This window comes from Streptomyces sp. NBC_00654, from assembly GCF_026341775.1.
In the GTDB taxonomy this organism is placed as follows: Bacteria; Actinomycetota; Actinomycetes; order Streptomycetales; family Streptomycetaceae; genus Streptomyces.
The window spans coordinates 1,235,058-1,254,321 of sequence record NZ_JAPEOB010000003.1; the positions used below are offsets into that span (position 1 = coordinate 1,235,058).

Annotated in this window: 13 protein-coding genes and 1 riboswitch; of the genes, 7 read left to right on the forward strand and 6 right to left on the reverse strand. The window is 71.4% G+C overall.

Translation table 11 applies throughout. The features are described from left to right. The first annotated feature begins 137 nt into the window (after positions 1–137). Positions 138–764, forward strand: coding sequence for a LysE/ArgO family amino acid transporter (locus tag OHA98_RS38045; protein ID WP_266932448.1), 627 nt, complete (start codon positions 138–140; stop codon positions 762–764). Positions 765–845: 81 nt separating this feature from the next. Here the strand turns inward: OHA98_RS38045 and OHA98_RS38050 are convergent, their stop codons facing one another. Then, complete coding sequence (locus tag OHA98_RS38050) at positions 846–1,970, reverse strand: aromatic ring-hydroxylating dioxygenase subunit alpha (protein WP_266932449.1); 1,125 nt, start codon at positions 1,968–1,970, stop codon at positions 846–848. A 682-nt stretch (positions 1,971–2,652) separates the two neighbouring features. Here OHA98_RS38050 and OHA98_RS38055 point away from each other — a divergent pair. After that, complete coding sequence (locus tag OHA98_RS38055) at positions 2,653–3,546, forward strand: phosphorothioated DNA-binding restriction endonuclease (RefSeq protein WP_266932450.1); 894 nt, start codon at positions 2,653–2,655, stop codon at positions 3,544–3,546. A 201-nt stretch (positions 3,547–3,747) separates the two neighbouring features. Then, on the forward strand, positions 3,748–4,881 hold the full coding sequence (locus tag OHA98_RS38060; RefSeq protein ID WP_266932451.1) for a hypothetical protein: 1,134 nt from the start codon (positions 3,748–3,750) through the stop codon (positions 4,879–4,881). Between the two features lie 123 nt (positions 4,882–5,004). Here the strand turns inward: OHA98_RS38060 and OHA98_RS38065 are convergent, their stop codons facing one another. Beyond that, positions 5,005–6,543, reverse strand: a complete 1,539-nt coding sequence (locus OHA98_RS38065) for a hypothetical protein (protein ID WP_266932452.1) — start codon at positions 6,541–6,543, stop codon at positions 5,005–5,007. Then, positions 6,540–7,271 carry a toll/interleukin-1 receptor domain-containing protein gene (locus OHA98_RS38070; protein ID WP_266932453.1) on the reverse strand — a complete coding sequence of 244 codons (732 nt, stop codon included), beginning with the start codon at positions 7,269–7,271 and terminating at the stop codon, positions 6,540–6,542. Before OHA98_RS38070 ends, OHA98_RS38065 begins: the two co-directional genes overlap by 4 nt. A gap of 252 nt (positions 7,272–7,523) precedes the next feature. Between OHA98_RS38070 and OHA98_RS38075 the strand changes: the two genes are divergently transcribed. After that, positions 7,524–9,266, forward strand: coding sequence for a lysyl oxidase family protein (locus OHA98_RS38075; RefSeq protein ID WP_266932454.1), 1,743 nt, complete (start codon positions 7,524–7,526; stop codon positions 9,264–9,266). 181 nt (positions 9,267–9,447) lie between these two features. On the opposite strand, the gene OHA98_RS38080 is transcribed toward OHA98_RS38075, so the two are convergent. Continuing rightward, positions 9,448–10,521 (reverse strand): hypothetical protein, encoded by a 1,074-nt coding sequence (locus tag OHA98_RS38080; protein ID WP_266932455.1) that lies wholly within the window; start codon positions 10,519–10,521, stop codon positions 9,448–9,450. Between the two features lie 96 nt (positions 10,522–10,617). Next, positions 10,618–14,223: a cobaltochelatase subunit CobN gene (gene cobN, locus OHA98_RS38085; RefSeq protein WP_266932456.1), complete on the reverse strand. Its 3,606-nt coding sequence runs from the start codon at positions 14,221–14,223 to the stop codon at positions 10,618–10,620. A gap of 101 nt (positions 14,224–14,324) precedes the next feature. After that, positions 14,325–14,403, reverse strand: a riboswitch (cobalamin riboswitch). 344 nt (positions 14,404–14,747) lie between these two features. Between cobN and cobG the strand changes: the two genes are divergently transcribed. The 3 genes from cobG (at position 14,748) to OHA98_RS38100 (ending at position 18,457) form a co-directional block, all read left to right on the forward strand. Beyond that, a complete protein-coding gene (gene cobG / locus OHA98_RS38090; RefSeq protein WP_266932457.1) occupies positions 14,748–16,046 on the forward strand; it encodes a precorrin-3B synthase in 1,299 nt (432 codons plus the stop codon). Positions 16,047–16,226: 180 nt separating this feature from the next. After that, the gene (locus OHA98_RS38095) at positions 16,227–16,853 is read left to right on the forward strand and encodes a precorrin-8X methylmutase (protein WP_266932458.1); all 627 of its coding nucleotides are present in this window, start codon (positions 16,227–16,229) and stop codon (positions 16,851–16,853) included. Further along, positions 16,853–18,457: a precorrin-2 C(20)-methyltransferase gene (locus OHA98_RS38100; protein ID WP_266932459.1), complete on the forward strand. Its 1,605-nt coding sequence runs from the start codon at positions 16,853–16,855 to the stop codon at positions 18,455–18,457. The genes OHA98_RS38095 and OHA98_RS38100 overlap by 1 nt, the downstream gene beginning before the upstream one ends. A 23-nt stretch (positions 18,458–18,480) precedes the next feature. On the opposite strand, the gene OHA98_RS38105 is transcribed toward OHA98_RS38100, so the two are convergent. Continuing rightward, positions 18,481–19,254 carry a cobalt-precorrin-6A reductase gene (locus OHA98_RS38105; RefSeq protein WP_266932620.1) on the reverse strand — a complete coding sequence of 258 codons (774 nt, stop codon included), beginning with the start codon at positions 19,252–19,254 and terminating at the stop codon, positions 18,481–18,483. Between the last annotated feature and the right edge of the window lie 10 nt (positions 19,255–19,264).

Below are 19,264 nucleotides of genomic sequence, written 5' to 3' on the forward strand. Positions count from 1 at the left end.
GTGGAACTTTCCCATGGACGCTGTCAGGACGCCCGGACGAGAATGAAGATCCGCGCCCACGACGATCGACGCTCGCACAGGGGCCCGTGCGGATCCGCTTCCCACACTGACCGCTCCGAGCCCGCTGGAGGCTTGTTGTGTTCGATTCCGCTGTCGCCGGAGCGCTGGCCGGATACGGTCTCGCGATCCCGGTGGGAGCCGTCGCCGTGCTGATGATCAACCTGACGGCCCGGACCTCTTTTCGCGTCGGGGCCGCGGCGGCGATCGGTGCGACGACAGCGGACGCGCTCTACGCCGTGATCGCCGTCATGGGAGGAGCGGCGGTGGCCACGGCGATCCAGCCCTTCTCCGAACCCTTGCGCTGGGCGGCCTTCCTGGTCCTGGCGGTGATGGCCGCGCGGATCGCCGTTGCCGGACTGCGGAAGCAGAAGGACGGCGCGGACCAGAAGCCACCTGAGGAGACGGCCGTCAGCCCACGCCGGTCGTTCGTGATGTTCCTGGCGCTCACAGCGCTCAACCCGTGGCCCGCCCTCTACTTCGTCGCGCTCATCCTCGGACATCAGGCCCTCCAGGAAGCATCGTGGGCAGAATCGACGGTCTACATCGCGGCTGTCGTCACCGCGTCCGCGAGTTGGCAGTTGCTGCTCGCCGGCGGAGGGGCGGTATTCGGCCGCTTCATCACCGGCCCACGAGGCCGAAAGGTCACCGCCGTGGTATCCAGTGCGCTGATTCTGGGACTCGGCGCCCACATGGCTCTGGGGTGATGCGAAACGGGGTATACCCCAGGCACAGTGTCCGCCTGGGGTACAGAAATCATTCTCCCGGTGCACGTGGGCACGACCCCACTAAATCGCCAAAGCCTTTTCTTCCCTCTCGTCCAGCTGCTCCAGGACCCACTCCCGGAACGTGATGATGAGGCTCTCGTGCGGAGTGTGGAACTCTTCGAAATACTGGGACCCTGCCGCCCTTTGAACCCTGACACAGGCCTCGAAGTCCTCGCGGGCCGTGACATCCACGAGCGCTGCGGCATCTTCCGGGGAGAAATCGGGGTCATCCATGGCCTCGGGATGAAAGAGCCACTGCGTGACGACCTTGGTGCGGTCGGGGCCCACCGGTTCGAACCGCATACACATCACATGGTCCGGGATGAACATGAGGTGCACATTGGGCCAGAGTAGGATCCCGTGGAAGGTGCGCGCATCGCCTTCCGGCACACCGGGAAGCCGGGCCGCCGCCGCTTTTCCGGACAACGAGAAACCGGTGGCACCTTCAGCCAGTGCGGAGCCACGCTTCCGAGGACCTTCGGGGCCGCTTACCGTCCCGTATCCGGTGCGCCAACTCGGAAGAATCTGACAGATTTCCGGATGCATGGTGGAACAGTGGTAGCACTCGCAGAAATTCTCATAGAGAATCTTCCAGTTCGCCGGAACTTCGTAGACCACCTCCTTGGCAACCCTCAATTCGTCGCAGCCGTAGTTGCCCGGGACGTCGTCATCGCCGAAGCGTTCACGGATCAGCGGTCCGACCTGGTCCGTCAGGGGTGCCGCGTCGGGGTCGAGGTTCACCCAGACATAGCCGAGCCATTCGGTGACACCGGCGGTGAAGAGGTGCCGCTCCTTCGTCTCGGGCGGGAGGTCACGCATGAAGGGGGCTGCGGTGAGGTGGCCGTCGAGGCTGAAGGTCCATCCATGATAGGGACAGCGGATGGAGCCGCCGAAATTCCCCTTGTCCTCAAGGCAGAGCTGGGCACCGCGATGGCGGCACAGGTTGATCAGGGCGCGGATCTCGCCGGCGGCCTTGCGTACGAGGAGAACACTCTCCCTTCCCACATTCACACGCACGAATGAGCCGACTTCGGCGATCTCCGATGACCGTGCCACACACTGCCAGGAACGCTCAAATATTCGCTCCTGCTCCAGGGTGAAGTGTTCCTCACTGGTGTAGTACGCCGGCGGCCAATTAACCGTCACTCCTGAACTCCCTTTCGATTCGAAACCAGGTCGAGTCGCGCAACGCGAGCCGGGGCTTCACCCTCGAATTCAGGAAAATGGACTTTCACCCATGCCGGACGATTCAACCGACGACCGACCCTCAACCACCAGACACTTGCGCGAATCGAAAAACCTGTGCATGCAGAAGCAATGTTCCGATTTCCACGATCCATCATGCGCATGACGCCATCGGGCCCGCAAGAGCTCTCCGCTTCGGGGCCGAAAACCCCCGTTCGATAAATCGTCGTAACGGATGCCGACGCCGGTCCTTCGACAGGGGTGGCGAACCTCAGCCACAGCCCATCGAGCCGCAGGGACTGCTCACCCACTGCCGCGGCCGCTCAGCGCGCAGCATCGCGATTGGCTCAAGTTCGCCCATCACTGCCGGAATTATCTACAGTTTCCATGAACGTTCCGCTTGACCCTCGAATTGAACGCACGTGACAGAATTTGGGCGGCATTCCGGGCCGAACAGCTACGACCGCCCCTTCCACCAGCTCGGCGGGCCATGGTCGAAGGCCCCGGCCGGGGAACCGGACGGACCTCGGTCGGACCTCGGTCGGAGCTCGGTCGGGGCCTTCGGCGTTCCCTGTGCCGCCCCTCCCCGTCACGGTCGGATGCCCGCTCCCCTTCCCGGTGACGTCGCCTACGATCGCCGGTCATGGACTGGCTCGAACGCGCGGCGAAGCTGAGGCAATGGACCGGGAACGGGATACGGGCTCCCCACAAGCCCCTGCTGCTCCTGTACGCCCTGGGCCGGTACCGGGAGGATGCCGACGGCGAGTTGCGGTACAGCGGGGTGGAGGAGGATCTGAAGCGGCTGCTCGCCGAGTACGGGCCCGCCAACAGGACGACACCCGCCTACCCCTTTCACCATCTGGTCAGCGACGGGGTGTGGGAAGTGCGTACCGATCGCGGACCCGGCAGTCCCGGCACCGGGGTGCTGGAGCTGCGGGCGACGGGCGCGGCCGGGCGGTTGGTGCCCGAGCTGCGGGCAGCCCTGCGACGTGAGCCGTCGCTGCTCGGCCGGATCACCCGGGTGCTGCTCGATCAGCACTTCCCGCCGTCGCTCCACGACGAACTGCGCGAGGCGGTGGGCCTGGACCTGGAGCCGGTGGCGTCCGAACCCCTCCCGGCCGGGCGACGGCAACGGGACCGGCGGATGCGGGAGATGGTGCTGACCGCCTACGAGTACCAGTGCGCCTTCTGCGGCTTCGACGGCAGACTCGGCGCGGTGCCGGTCGGGTTGGAGGCCGCGCATGTGCGCTGGTGGGCGTTCGACGGTCCGGACGACGTCGACAACGGGCTGTGCCTGTGCGCGCTGCATCACAAGCTGTTCGACAAGGGAGTCCTCGGCGTCGGCGAAGGCCACCGCGTCCTGGTGTCGCAGAAGTTCGTCGGGCGAAGCCCGGCAGCCCGCGCGCAGGTGACGGCGCTCGCCGGCCGCCCCTTGACCGGCCCCCAGCCGGGCACGAGCCCGATCGCGGCGTGCCACCGGTCCTGGCACACCAGCCAGGTCTTCCAGGGCGACCCGCGCCCTGCCTCCGTGACGTGATCGTCCGGTCCCGGGTGCTGCTCCGGGCCGGCGCAACCGCCCGGTGAACACGCGCGACTTCCGCCCCTGGCCGGCGTTGTAACCGGATTGGCCTGTTACAACCGTTCGGCGCCGTCGTGAGTCTGGTTCGTCGGCCAGTAGCTCTCTGGCCTGCACACATCATTCGGACAGAGCTCTCTCACCGCAAAGGAACGCTCACCGATGCTTGCACGGCACCTCTTGCGCACCGCGGCCGCCTCACTGACGCTCGCCGCCACTCTGCTCACCGCCGGCGGCGCCCAGGCGGCCGGGACGGCGCCCGGCTGGGATGTCTCGCTCTCCGGGAACAGCCCGGCCGAGTCGCTGATGTCCGTGTCCTCCGTCGATGAGGATCTGGCCTGGGCCGTCGGCCGAAAGGGACAGACCGGCGTCATCATGCGCTGGGACGGGGAGAACTGGAGCAAGGACACTGCCCCGGGGCTTCCCGCGGTCTGGCAGTGGTCGGCGGTCAGCGCCGTCGCCGCCGACGACGTCTGGGCCTACGGAACGGTGAACAGGGATCAGGCGCTCGTCCACTACGACGGCGAGCGCTGGACCACCGTTCCCACGGCCGGCCCCGCCGACGACTCATGGCCGGAGGTCCCGATCGACGCCGTTCCCGGGCGGCTGTTCAAGGGCGGCAACGCCCTCTACACGTACGCCGACGGCGCCTGGCAGACCTTCACGCTGCCGCACCTCGTCGACATCCGGGACATCGACGCCCTGTCGGCGGACGACGCCTACGCGACCGGTATGCGGTACCCGGTGAACGGCGGCCACCCGGTGACGTACCACTGGGACGGGACGACCTGGACCCTGATGGACCAGCCCCCGGTCCCCGCCGGTACGGACACCGCGAAGATCACTGCGGCAGCCCCGGACAGTGTCTACGTGGCCGGATGGGCCGACGACGCGGACGGCGGGCCGCCCGCCCCCAGCGTCGCGCACTGGAACGGCACGGCGTGGCAGGACGTCACCGGATCGCTCGCCGGTCTCTACCTCCACGCGATCAGTTCCGACGGCCGCGGCGGTCTGTGGGTCACCGGCAACGACAAGACCGATCCGGTCGCCGCCGGGCCGGTCTTCTGGCACTACGACGGCACCACCTGGACCAAGGAACCCGGAGCATCGGCACCCGACGGCGACACCCAGTGGCCGTCCTACTCCTTCTACGACCTGGCTCCGGCCGGCACCAACGGCGGGTTCTGGGCCGTCGGCGACTACTCCATGCCCATGGACGCCCACGGGGACCAGCAGATCAACGGCCTGATCGAACGGTCCGCGGCGGTTCCCCCGGTGACGGCCGCCCGCCACTAGAGCCCGGCTCCCAAGGACGTACGGTCCGGGCCTCTCCGGCCTCGGCAACACAGCCGGCGCCCTCTCCCCGCACCATGGGAGAGGGCGCCGTTCCGTGGGTCCGGGCGGGATACGCGAACCGTGCTACGCCCCCGTACCGGGCGGGGTCTCCGCCGGCCGCCTCCTCGGCAGGATGCTTCGGAGCAGCCGCCTGCCGGAGCGGCGGTTCCCGTCCGTCTGCCGCGGGTACGCCGAACTGGCCGCCTCCGCAGTGCCGCAGGAGCCCGGCCGTCGGCCTACGTCCACGAGCACCCGCGCGAGATCGGGCGACGTCTCCCCGGATGCCGCCCAGTCGTGGACCCGGGACCGGAACCGCGAACCGTACGGGTCGTGGGTGAGCCCCAGTTCCAGTGCCATTGCGGCCTCGGCGCGCAGGTGCCCGCCCGCCGAAGGACGGGTCCACCGCTCGATGAGGTGGCACAGGTCATCCGGGCGGGCGGCCGACAGGGTCCGCTCCGCGAATCGGCGGATCAGACGTGCGCGGTCCTCCGCCGTGTATGCGGGCAGTTCCACGCACCTGCCCACCCAGTCGCGGAAGTCCGTGCGGAGATCGGGGAAGTTCTCCCAGAAGTACCGCCCGACCGCGCTGTCGTAGCCGGGTGCCGTGAACGTCACCCGCCCGCCGTCGTCCCGTCCGAGAGACAGTTCCTCCAACCGCTCACCGAAGTCCGCCTGTTCGAGGCCGGGTGTCCGGTCCAGCGGGTGGTTCAGTACGGACAGCAGACAGCGGGCCGCGTCCAGCACCGTCGGCGACGCGGCACCGCTGTTCATGGCCGCCGCAAGCAGCAGAGCGCGCTGGGGAGCACCTCGATGCCGCCGTACGTACCCGGCGGCCTCGGCCGACCGGTCGGTCACGGTGTCCATGGCCTCGTCCAGCCAGGCCGCGAAGTCCGCGCCGTCCCGGTACCCGTCCCCGTCCCTCGCCTGAACGACCAGCTCCGCCAAGCGGGCCAGCTCCCGTACAGGAGCTGTGGCGAACATGTGGGCCAGGTACTCGGTGTCCAGTTGCTCCGGCTCGAACGCCACGCCCCGCACCCGGAGGTACCGGCTGAACACCGCCCGCCCACGGGGCCGTTCGAGACGTACGGCCAGCGGGAACAGGTCCATGTCCAGCATCGACGCCGCACCCGCCGGAGGTATCGCGACCAGGCGCGCGCCGCACCGCTCGACGAGGGCGAGGTAGCGCAGGAGGCTTCGCCGGGCCTCGGGGTAGCCGGCGAGGCCCACATGCGACAGGTCCATCAGACAGCGGTCGTCCGCCGAGACGCCGGGAGCGCCCTCCTCCCAGACCGGCGGCAGTTCCTCGATCCGGCCGCCCGGCACCGATGTCCCCTCCAGCAGCATCGTCGCCGCCGCACGTCTGCCGCTCCCGGGCGCACCGTCCACAAGGACCGCGGCACCAGGAGCCGCCAGCCGGTCGGCTGCCCGGCCGAACCCCCGTGGGCGTACGAAGCAGCTGCCCAGCCGACGCCGGTGCTGCTGGGTGATGCTCAGCCGTGGGAGACCTGTTCCGGTCGGGCGCTCGTCCCCGCCGGTCATCCGCTGGAAGACGTACTGATTCCCGGCCCCGCTGTTCACCGGCCCTCGTGGATCGCTGACCCACGTGCCGCCCGCGCCGGTCACCGTGCTCCGTCCACAGGCCGTCCGCCCCGGTCCGGGCGCTGCTCGGCGTAGAGGTGGCCGCTGCCCGTGTGCACCGGGCCCCGGGGATCACTGACGAATGTCCCGGAGAAGTCCCCGTTGAGGTTTCCCATGCCTCCGCGTCGCCGATGGCTGACCGCCCCCGCGCGCGACCCCGTCCGCGACCCCTCCCGCGCACGAGCGGTGCCGTTGCCGTCCATGTCCCCGTGATCGTCTCCGTGACCGTGGTTCCGTGCGGCGGTGGCGAGTTCCGGCAGCAGCGCGATCAGGTCGTCCGCCAGCCTCCCCAGGTCGGCAGCCGCGTTGCGGTGGTCGAGACGGCGGTACTGGCAGTCGGCAAGGTCTCCGAGCGCCACCGGCAGATCCTCGGACCGCAGGCGCCTCGCCCCGGCGACCAGGAGAGGGATGACGACCGCACCGTTCTCCAGTGCCTCCTCGATCTCCCGCCGTGTCCAGTCGTTCTCGTCCTCCAGGGCGCCGCGGGTGCCGGTTCCTCCGGCCTCCAGCCATCTGTGACCGATCACCACCAGCAGAACACTGGTGCGCCGGACGGCTTTGAGCAGTTCCTGGGGGTACCGGCTTCCCGGGCGGATGGACTTGCTCGCGCGGAAGACGTTCTCCTCCCCGAAGATCCGCGAGAGTTCCCTGTCCACGAGGGTGGCGGTGGCCTCTTCGTCGTTCGTTCGGTAGTTCACGAAGATCAAGGGCATACGGGATCCCATTCTGCGAGTTCGTGTTCGATCGACGAATGAGCGTGCCCTCCACGTCATGCCTGTATGGCTCAACTACCGCTGGATCCAGCCTCATTGGCTGGCTTTCGGACAACGATGGGCGCGTCGTGCCTCGGCAGACAACCCCGGGGGCCGTACCGCATCTCTCACAGGCGGGAGACAGTTTTCGCGGCCGGGCCCCGGTGCGGCGCTGTCCGTCCACGTCCCATCAGGCACTCGGAAGTACGAGGAATGATGACCAGATCCCACCAGGCCCGCATGTCGCGTTCGGCGATCGCCGCCGCCGCGGCCATCGCCGTGACCGCGGGCGTCGTCGCCGCCGCACCTGACGCCAAGAAGGCCGAGCCGACGCCCAAGCTCAGCCTGATCGCCGCTTCCACTTCCGTGACCCTCGACTCGTGGAAGGAGGACCCCGGCGTCTATCTGGACCTCGGCACGTACGTCACCGCCGAGAACGGTCCCCTCGAACTCAGGGTGAACCGTAAGTCCTACAACGACCCGATCATCGCGAAGCAGATCATCCGGAACGCGAAGGGCAAGCAGACAGGGACCAAGACCCTGCCCAAGCGCCTGTTGAAGGACTTCGCGGGGCTGCCCGATTTCGCGAAGATCACCGTCACGGACGCGGCCGGGAAGACCGTGCTGGACAAGACCGAGGCGTTCTGTCCGAACAACGCGTCCGGTCGTATCCACCCCGAGGCGCCGGCCAATTCGAAGTATCCCCAGAGCTGCCCGGTGAACCCGTTCACCCTCGGCTCGGTCTGGGGTGTCGAGAACGGCTGGGCGTCCAACACCTACGCGGGCTACTACTCCACGCCGGTCGTGCTGCCCGCCGGGAAGTACACCGCCAAGGTGTCCGTGACGAAGGCCTACCGCGACCTGTTCGGCATGGCGGACAAGCCCCAGAGCGTCAAGGTGACCGTCCGCGAGCGCAGTTGGGAGGAGGGTGAGGGCGTCTCGGGCGCCTCCGCGATGTCCGGGCACGACATGTCGAAGATGTCCGGGCACGACATGTCCGGGCACAGCATGCCGGGGCACGGTGCGATGCGCTCGCCCGCCCCGGCGGCCGCGACGAGCGGCGCCGGTCCCTCGTACAACGTGGGTCACGGGCCCTACGCGCCCGCGCCGCCCGCCCTGCCGTGGGCGATCAAGAAGGCCGCCCTCAAGTCCGCCGGATCCGCGCAGGCGGGCGACGGGCCCGGCCGGACCGACGGGTCCCGCAAGGCGCCCGCCGTGCAGCCCAACGCGAAGCGGCCGACCGGCAAGGCGAGCGTTCCCGACGTTCCCAAGCCGGACCTCCGTTCGCTGCCCGCCTACGGCATCACCGTCAGCGACGGTTATGAGGAGGCCCCGGGCAAGGACTACCTGGCCTTCAGCGCCAATGTGTGGAACGCCGGCCCGGCCAAGCTCGTCGTGGACGGCTTCCGCTCTCCGGGCAAGGAGCTGATGGACGCGTACCAGTACTTCTACGACGCCAACGGCAAGCAGATCGGCTACACCCCGACCGGCACCATGGAGTGGGACCCGCGCCCCGGCCACGAGCACTGGCACTTCACCGACTTCGCCAGCTACCGGCTGCTGAAGGCCGACAAGAAGGAGACCGTGCGCAGCGGCAAGGAGGCCTTCTGCCTGGCCAACACCGACGCGGTCGACTACACGGTGAAGAACGCCAACTGGCACCCGGACAACACCGACCTGTCCACCGCGTGCGGTCAGGAGAACTCGATCTCCGTCCGTGAGGTGCTCGACGTCGGTTCCGGTGACACCTACACCCAGGACCTCCCCGGCCAGTCCTTCGACATCACCGGCCTGGCGAACGGCACCTACTACATACAGGTGCTGGCCAACCCGGAGAAGCGGCTCAAGGAGACCGACCTCACCAACAACAGCGCCCTGCGCAAGGTCGTTCTGGGCGGCAAGCCCGGCGCCCGTACGGTGACCGTTCCCCCGCACGAGCGGGTGGACGCCAACTGATCACCGCCCGCCACCACGGCGGGCAGTGAGCGGGAAGGGGACGGCCCCCGGGGACCATGAAGTCCATGGTATTCCGGGGGCCGTACTCATGCCCGTGCCCGTCAGCCCGTGCCTCGTACGCCGCGTCCCGTGCCCCGTACGCCGTAGCCCGTGCCCCCGTACGCCGCGTCCCGTGCCCCGCTCAGTTCGGGTGGCGCTTCGTGATCCTGCCCTGCGCGTCCGCCTCCAGCGACGCCTTGGCGCCCCCGCCCGTCACCGACACCCGGATGGTCAGGGCCCGCTCGCCCGATGCCGGTTCGACGTCGATGCGCCAGGCCCCGGGGTCGCGCACGCCCAGGGTGTTCCGGGCCTCGCGCACCAGGCCGGGGAAGAGTTCGTACGGGAGCGTCCGCAGGTCGACGGCGTGCATTCCGTCCTGCGGCCCGCCGGCCTCACCGCTCACCGCCATGCGGTGCTCGTCGATGGTGAGGTCGGCCACCGTCGGCGTACCGACCCGCGCCGTCAGTGATTCGGCGGTGTCGCGCATCCGGCCGATGTCCAGCATCGACGACGTGGGCCCCGACACCGTCGTGGACGACGAGAAGGTCGTGGACGAGGACGAGGACGGCTTCGAACCTGCCGGGCCGTCGTCGGCGAACAGTTCGCCCCGGAACAGCAGCACGACGACCACCGCACCGATCACAAGCCCCACGAGCCCGCCGAAGCAGCCTGCCCGGCTCCGGACCGGAGCGGCCACCCGGCTGGACTCCGGCGCCGAGTCCGCCTTCTCCGTCTCCACCCGCCGCGCCCACTCCGGCGCCGGCCGGGTGACGATCTCGACCTCCCACGGCTCGTCGGGGCGGTACTCGACCACGATCATGCCCTGTGGCCGGTAGGTGGGGAGGTCGACCAGGTTGACCGACTGGCTGGTGGTGACCCGGTACGCGGAGCGGTCGTCCGGGACCACCGTCAGATCGAACCTGACCGGGACGTTCGCCGACTCGCCCCCGATGGCGCGCAGGTCCTCGATCAGCGCGAGTGCCGTACGGGTGACCGGCTTCCCCCTCCTGGCCTTGATCCAGCTGTCCACGATCAGCAGCACCGTGACGGTGACCACCTGGAGCCCGGCCCCCAGCAGGAGGAGGGGCACCCGCTCCAGGACGACCCCGGAGACCATGCCCGCCAGTGCGACACCGGTCGCCCCCCCGGCCAGAAATCCGCGGATCAGGGCTATCGGCCCCGTGGTCTCCTGCAGCCCGGAATCAGTCGTCCCCATGGACGCGATTGTGCCGTGCGGGGGAGGGCACCGCCGGTGGTTCGCCCGACTCCGGTGATCCGGTCCGCCGCCGGACCGGATCACTCCGGACCCCTGTCAGTCCTCGCCCTCCAGGTTGCCTTCCGTCTCCAGGAAGACCTGGCGCAGCGCTTCGAGCACCGCCGGGTCGGGCTTGGCCCACATCCCGCGCGACTCGGCCTCCAGGAGGCGTTCCGCAATGCCGTGCAGGGCCCACGGGTTGGCCTGCTGGAGGAACTCCCGGTTCGTCGGGTCCAGGACGTACGTCTCGGTGAGCTTGTCGTACATCCAGTCGGCGACCACGCCCGTCGTCGCGTCGTACCCGAAGAGGTAGTCGACGGTCGCGGCCAGCTCGAAGGCGCCCTTGTAACCGTGGCGGCGCATCGCCTCGATCCACTTGGGGTTCACGACCCGGGCGCGGAAGACGCGGGACGTCTCCTCGACCAGGGTGCGGGTGCGGACGGTCTCGGGGCGGGTGGAGTCCCCGATGTACGCGGCCGGCGCGGTGCCCTTCAGCGCGCGCACGGTGGCGACCATGCCGCCGTGGTACTGGAAGTAGTCGTCCGAGTCGGCGATGTCGTGCTCGCGGGTGTCGGTGTTCTTCGCCGCGACCTCGATCCGCTTGTACGCGGTCTCCATCTCCTCGCGGGCCGGGCGGCCGTCGAGCTCGCGCCCGTAGGCGTAACCGCCCCACACCGTGTAGACCTCCGCGAGGTCGGCGTCGGTGCGCCAGTCCCGGGAGTCGATGAGCTGGAGCAGACCCGCGCCGTACGTACCGGGGCGGGAGCCGAAGATACGGGTGGTGGCCCGACGTTCGTCGCCGTGCTCGGCCAGGTCCGCCTGGGTGTGGGCGCGTACGTAGTTGTGCTCGGCCAGCTCGTCGAGCGAGGCGGCGAGCCGTACGGCGTCGTCCAGCAGACCGATCGTGTGCGGGAACGCGTCGCGGAAGAAGCCGGAGATGCGCAGCGTGACATCGATGCGGGGGCGGCCCAGTTCCTCGTACGGGATCGCCTCCAGGCCCGTCACACGGCGCGAGGCGTCGTCCCAGACGGGGCGGACGCCGAGCAGTGCGAACGCCTCCGCGATGTCGTCGCCCGCCGTGCGCATCGCGCTGGTGCCCCACAGGGACAGGCCGACCGAGGTGGGCCAGTCCCCGTTGTCGGTGCGGTAGCGCTCCAGGAGCGAGTCGGCGAGGGCCTGTCCGGTCTCCCAGGCGAGCTTGGAGGGGACGGCCTTCGGGTCGACCGAGTAGAAGTTGCGGCCGGTCGGCAGCACGTTGACCAGACCGCGCAGCGGGGAACCGGACGGGCCCGCCGGGACGAAGCCGCCGTTCAGCGCGTGGACGGCGTGGGCGAGTTCGTCGGTCGTCGCGGCGAGGCGCGGCACGACCTCGTGCGCGGCGAAGCCGAGGATGTCGGCGACAGCGGCGGGGTGTCCGGCGGCCACCGTCCCGACGGCGGCCGGGTCCCAGTCCGCGTCCTCCATCGCCTGGACCAGGGCGCGGGCCTGCTCCTCGATGTCGTCGGCGGCGGTGCGGGTGGCGGCGGACTCGTCGAGACCGAGGGCCTCGCGCAGACCGGGCAGGGATGCCGTACCGCCCCAGATCTGGCGGGCGCGCAGGATCGCCAGGACCAGGTTGACGCGGTCCGGGCCGGCCGGGGCGGTGCCCAGGACGTGCAGACCGTCGCGGATCTGGACGTCCTTGATCTCGCAGAGCCAGCCGTCGAGATGCATGATGAAGTCGTCGAAGCCCTCGTCCTCGGGGCGGTCCTCCAGCCCCAGGTCGTGGTCGAGCTTCGCCGCCTGGATCAGGGTCCAGATCTGGGCGCGGATCGCCGGGAGCTTCGCCGGGTCCATCGCGGCGATCTGGGCGTGCTCGTCCAGGAGCTGCTCCAGCCGGGCGATGTCGCCGTAGCTGTCCGCGCGGGCCATCGGCGGTACGAGGTGGTCGACCAGGGTGGCGTGGACGCGGCGCTTGGCCTGCGTACCCTCGCCCGGGTCGTTGACCAGGAACGGGTAGACGAGCGGGACATCACCCAGTGCCGCGTCGGGGCCGCAGGACGCGGACAGGCCCGCGTTCTTGCCGGGCAGCCACTCCAGGTTGCCGTGCTTGCCGAGGTGGATCATCGCGTCGGCGCCGAACCCGTTGTCGTCGGCGGACGCGGCGATCCAGCGGTACGCGGCCAAGTAGTGGTGCGAGGGCGGCAGATCGGGGTCGTGGTAGATCGCGATCGGGTTCTCGCCGAAGCCGCGCGGCGGCTGAATGAGGATGAGCAGGTTGCCGCGCCGCAGGGCCGCGAGCACGATGTCGCCCTCGGGGTTCACGGACCGGTCCACGAACATCTCGCCGGGCGCCGGGCCCCAGTGCCGCTCGACGGCCTCGCGCAGATCGGCGGGGAGCGTGGCGAACCAGCGGCGGTAGTCGGCCGCCGGGATCCGCACCGGGTTGCGTGCCAACTGCTCCTCGGTCAGCCACTCCTGGTCGTGGCCGCCCGCCTCGATCAGGGCATAGATCAGCTCGTCGCCGTCACCGGAGACGAGGCCGGGGATCTCTTCCTCGGCACCGAAGTCGTACCCCTCGGCGCGGAGCCGGCGCAGCAGCGCGACGGCGCTGGCCGGGGTGTCGAGACCGACGGCGTTGCCGATGCGGGAGTGCTTGGTCGGGTACGCGGACAGCACGAGCGCGATCCGCTTCTCCGCGTTCGGGATGTGGCGGAGCCTGGCGTGCCGTACGGCGATACCGGCGACCCGGGCGGCGCGCTCGGGGTCGGCGACGTACGCGGGCAGACCGTCCTCGTCGATCTCCTTGAAGGAGAACGGCACGGTGATCAGGCGGCCGTCGAACTCCGGCACCGCGATCTGGGTGGCGGCGTCCAGCGGGGAGACGCCCTCGTCGTTCTCCTCCCAGGCGGCCCGGGGGCTGGTGAGGCAGAGCGCCTGGAGGACGGGCACATCGAGACCGGTCAGCGCGCCCGCGTCCCAGGACTCGTCGTCGCCGCCCGCCGACGCCTCGGCGGGCCGGGTGCCGCCCGCCGCGAGGACGGTGGTCACGATGGCGTCGGCGGCGCGGAGTTCATCGATCAGCTCGGGCTCCGGGGTACGCAGCGAGGCCACGTACAGCGGGAGGGGGCGGGCCCCCGCGTCCTCCACGGCCGTGCACAGCGCCTCGACGAACGCGGTGTTCCCGCTCATGTGGTGGGCGCGGTAGTACAGCACGGCGACGGTGGGCGCCGACGCGTCGGTCTCCCGGGCCGTCCGCTCCAGCGGGCCCCACGCGGGGGCCGGGGCGGGCGGCTCGAAGCCGTGGCCGGTGAGCAGCACGGTGTCGGACAGGAAGCGGGCCAGCTGGCCGAGGTTGGCGGGGCCGCCGTGCGCCAGGTACGCGTGTGCCTCGGCGGCGATGCCGATGGGAACGGTGGACGCGGCCATCAGCTGGGCGTCCGGGGCCTGCTCGCCGGTCAGCACCACGACCGGGAGGCCCGCGGCCAGCAGCTGGTCCAGGCCTTCCTGCCAGGCGCGTACGCCGCCGAGGAGACGTACGACGACGAGGTCCACGCCGTCCAGGAGCTGCGGAAGGCCGTCCAGCGGGAGCCGGGAGGGGTTGGCGTAGCGGTAGCTGACCGGGCCGTCGGAGGCGCGGGCGCTCAGCAGGTCGGTGTCGGACGTCGACAGGAGCAGGATCATGCTGCGTCAGGCCTTCCTCGGGGTGTCCACGCCCCGGGCGGTGTCGAAGTGGGCTCCCCTGTGCTCAGGCGGACCGGATCGGTCCGAGAGCGTGGGGAAGGGAGTTCCTGACTCGCCCGGCCACTGCGTCGGCCGGGCTCACAGTGGCGGGACCGCGCCGGAATCTCACCGGGCTTCCTCCCCTGTCGCCGTCTGGCGATGACGGACCGTATGGCCCGCCGCCTGCATCCTAAGCGGGTGGGGTGCCGCAGTGGGTGGGCGCGGGTGCGGAAGGTTGGCGCTGCCCGTGGCGGAGGGCTGGTGCCGGCCGTGGCGGAGCGCCGGTGCCGGCCATGGCGGGGGGGGGGCTGGTGCTCCCTGCGGCGGAGGGCCGGAGTGGAAGGTTGGTGGGCCGGAGTGGAAGGCCGGCGGGCTGGGGTTGAGGGCCGGTGGGCTGGAGTTGAGGACCGGAGTCGGGGGCCGGTGCTCCCTGCGGCGGGGGGCCGGAGTTGTAGGTCACAGGAAGCGTGGGGTGGGCGGTCGGTATGCTCGCCGCCATGTCCGATTCCGCCCTCTCGCCCCGGTCCACGGGTGCCTCCGCCGTCCCGAGCGGTGGCGATGCCTGCCCGGGAACGCTGAGGCTGCACCGGGCGGACGACGGTGCGCTGGCACGGGTCCGGGTGCCCGGTGGAGTGCTGACCGCCGACCGGGCCGAGGCCCTGCTGACGGTGGCCGGGCGGCTCGGCGACGGTGACCTCCATCTCACCTCACGGGGCAACGTCCAGCTGCGTGGGCTGGCTCCCGGCTGCGGGGCGGAGCTGGCCCGGTCGCTGGGCGAGGCCGGGCTGCTGCCCTCCGAAGCGCACGAGCGGGTGCGCAACATCGTCGCCTCGCCGCTCTCGGGGATCGACGACAGCGGGCTCCCGGACATCCGTTCCTGGCTGACCGGGCTGGACGCGCTGCTCTGCGGGAGCGAGCGGGCGACGGGGCTCTCGGGCCGTTTCCTGTTCGCCCTCGACGACGGCCGCGGCGATGTGGACGCCCTCGGCGCCGATGTGACCCTGATCGCGGACGGTGCGGGCGCGCTGCTGCGGGTCGGGGGCGACGACGCGGTGTTCCGGCTGCCCGCCTCCGACGGTCCCCGCGCCGCGCTCCTCGCCGCCGAGGTGTTCCTCGGCCTGGCCCGGGAGACCGGTGCCTGGCGGGTGAAGGACCTGCCCGACGGTGCCCGCGCCGCGCTGCCGGACGAGGTCGCGCGGCGGGTCCGCCCGCAGGGCCCGGCCGTCCACCGCGAACGCCCGCGCGCCGCTCGTCCCCCGGCCCCGGGTGCGGTGGCCGGACCGCACGGCCGCGCCGCGCTCAGTACCGGCGTACCGCTCGGGCGGCTCGGCCCGGCGCAGTGGCGGCTCCTCACCGGGATCTCCCGGGACCGGGGCTCCGGCGAACTGCGGCTCACCCCGTGGCGCGGAGTGGTCGTCCCCGGGCTCCCCTCGCGGGATGCCCCGCAGGCGCTCCGTACCCTCGCCGGCACCGGGCTGATCACCGGGCCCGACTCCCCCTGGACCGGCGTGGGGGCCTGTATCGGGCACCCGGGCTGCGCGAAGTCCCTGGCCGATGTGCGGGCCGAGGCGGGGGCCGCCGTCGGACCGCTCGGGCGGCTACCTGTGTACTGGTCCGGGTGCGAACGCCGGTGCGGCCATCCGCACGGGGAGTGGATCGACGTGGTGGCCACCGCGGACGGGCACCGGATCTCGCACGTACGGGGGGACCGCCGCGAGGCTCCGGTGACGGTCCGGGACGATCCGGCCGCGCTCGCCGCCGCGGTCGCCGAAGCCCGTGCCTGACCGGTACCGGCACCGGCACCGGCACCGGCACCGGTGACCGTGTACGTATGGCCCGTCCGCCAGCCCCGTCCGCCAGCCCCGCCCCGTCCCCTCCCTGTCCCCGCCCCGTTCCTGTCCCTGCCCCCTGTCCCCCTGTCCCCTGTCCCCTGTCCCCTGGACGAAGAAGAAAGCGACAGCACTGTGCATCAGTACGAGAAGGACGGACCGGCGATCTACCGCCAGTCCTTCGCCACCATCCGCGCGGAGGCGGATCTGGCCGGTCTGCCCGCCGATGTGAGCCAGGTAGCCGTCCGGATGATCCACGCCTGCGGCATGGTCGACCTCGTACGCGATCTCGCTTTCTCCCCGGACGCCGTGGCCCACGCCCGTACGGCGCTGCGCGCCGGCGCACCCATCCTCTGCGACGTGGCCATGGTCGCCAGCGGGGTCACCCGCAAGCGGCTCCCGGCGGACAACGACGTGGTGTGCACCCTGTCCGACCCGGCGGTGCCGGAGCTCGCGGCGAAGATGGGGACCACGCGCAGCGCGGCGGCCCTGGAGCTGTGGCGCGACCGGATGGAGGGTGCCGTCGTGGCCGTGGGCAACGCGCCCACCGCCCTCTTCCGGCTGCTGGAGATGATCGAGGAGGGCGCCCCGCGCCCCGCCGCCGTCATCGGGGTCCCGGTCGGCTTCATCGGTGCCGCCGAGTCGAAGGAGGCCCTGGCCGCCCACCCGTCCGGCCTGGAGCACCTGATCGTGCGCGGCCGCCGCGGCGGCAGCGCGATAGCGGCGGCGGCGCTCAACGCGATCGCCAGCGAGGAAGAGTAGTGAGCGACAGCGTGAGCAAGGCAGGCAAGGCGGGCAGGACGGGCAGGCTCTACGGCGTGGGGCTCGGTCCCGGCGACCCGTCCCTGATGACCGTACGGGCCGTCCAGGTCATCGGCGAGGCCGATGTCGTGGCGTACCACAGTGCCCGGCACGGCCGTTCCATCGCCCGCTCCATCGCGGCCGGGCACCTGCGCGCCGACCACATCGAGGAGGCGCTGGTCTACCCCGTCACCACGGAGACCACGGACCACCCGGGCGGCTACCGGGGCGCCCTGGAGGAGTTCTACGCCGAGGCCGCGGCCCGGCTCGCGGTGCACCTGGACGCCGGGCGCACCGTCGCCGTGCTCGCCGAGGGCGACCCGCTCTTCTACGGCTCGTACATGCACATGCACAAGCGGCTCGCGGACCGGTACGACACCGAGGTCATCCCCGGCGTCACCTCGGTCAGCGCCGCGGCGGCCCGGCTCGGCACCCCGCTCGTCGAGGGCGAGGAGATCCTGACGATCCTGCCCGGCACGCTGCCCGAGGAGGAGCTGACGGCCCGCCTGGCGGCCACGGACTCCGCGGTGGTGATGAAGCTGGGCCGTACGTTCCCGGCGGTGCGCCGTGCGTTCGAGGGGTCGGGGCGGCTGCCCGAGGCCCGGTACGTGGAGCGCGCCACGATGGCCGGGGAGCGCACCGGCGACCTGGCGGACGTGGAGGCCGGTTCCGTCCCGTACTTCGCGGTCGCCGTGCTGCCGAGCCGGATCGACGCGCCCCGCCCCGAGCGGGCGCCGGGCGCGGGCGAGGTGGTCGTGGTCGGCACCGGACCCGCCGGGCCGCTGTGGCTGACGCCCGAGACGCGCGGGGCGCTGGCCGCCGCCGACGACGTGGTCGGGTACACGACGTATCTGGACCGGGTGCCGGTACGGCCGGGCCAGGCACGCCACGGCTCCGACAACAAGGTCGAGTCCGAGCGCGCCGAGTTCGCCCTCGACCTGGCCCGGCGCGGGCGGCGGGTGGCCGTGGTGTCGGGCGGCGACCCCGGGGTCTTCGCCATGGCGACGGCCGTACTGGAGGTGGCCTCGCAGGACGCCTACGCGGACATCGCGGTACGGGTCCTGCCGGGGGTGACCGCGGCCAACGCGGCCGCCGCCCGCGCGGGCGCCCCGCTCGGCCACGACTACGCCACGATCTCGCTGTCCGACCGGCTCAAGCCGTGGGAGGTCATCGCGGAGCGGCTGCGCGCGGCGGCGACGGCGGACCTGGTGATGGCCCTGTACAACCCCGGTTCGAAGAGCCGGACCTGGCAGGTCGGCAAGGCACGCGACCTGCTGCTCGAACACCGCTCGCCGGACACGCCCGTGGTGCTCGGCCGGGACGTCGGCGGGCCGGCCGAGAGCGTGCGTACGGTGCGGCTCGCCGATCTCGACCCGGCGGAGGTCGACATGCGGACCATCCTGATCGTGGGCTCGTCGCAGACGCGGTGGGTGCGGCGGGGCGGCGACGGGCAGCAGATCGTGTGGACGCCGAGGCGGTACCCGGAGGCCCAGGAGGTTCCGGAGGTCCCGGAGGCCCAGGAGGCTCAGGAGGTTCCGGAGACCCAGGAGGTCCCGGAGGCCTAGGAGGCTCAGGAGGTCCCGGAGGCCTAGGAGGTCCCGGAGGTCCCGGGTCTGCCCACACCGCGCAGCCAGGCCTCGGCCTCCTCCGGGGTGGCGGCCACCGGGACCCCCTCGGGGACGGGTGGCCGCCGGACCACGACGACCGGGATACCGGCCTCGCGGGCGGCGGTCAGCTTCGGGGCTGTCGCGTCGCCGCCACTGTCCTTGGTGACGAGGACGTCGAGGCGGTGGCGGCGGATCAGCTCCTGTTCCCCGTCCAGGGTGAACGGCCCCCGGTCGAGCAGCACCTCCATCCGGGGCGGGCAGGGCCCTTCCGGGGCGTCCACCGAGCGCATCAGGAACCACAGCGCGTCCAGCCCGGAGAACGCCGCGAGCCCCATCCGGCCGGTCGTGAGGAACACCCGCTCCCCCAGCGCGGGCAGCAGTTCCGCCGCCTCGTCCAGCGACCCGGCCGGGTGCCACCGGTCGCCGTCCCCGGGTACCCAGCCCGGCCGGCGCAGCGCCAGCAGGGGAACATGGGCCGTGGCGGCCGCCGCGGCCGCGTGGAAACTGATCGTCCCGGCGAAAGGATGGGTGGCGTCGATGAGCGCATCCACCTCGTGCTCCCGCAGCCACGCGGCGAGCCCGTCCGTGCCGCCGAAGCCGCCGACGCGGACCTCGCCCGGCGGGAGCCTCGGTCCGGCCACCCGCCCGGCGAGCGAACTGGTCACCCGGATGTCCCCGCCCGCGTCCTTGTGCTCCGCCAGGGACTCGGCGAGGCGACGGGCCTCGGTCGTCCCGCCGAGGACGAGTACATGCATCACCACGGTC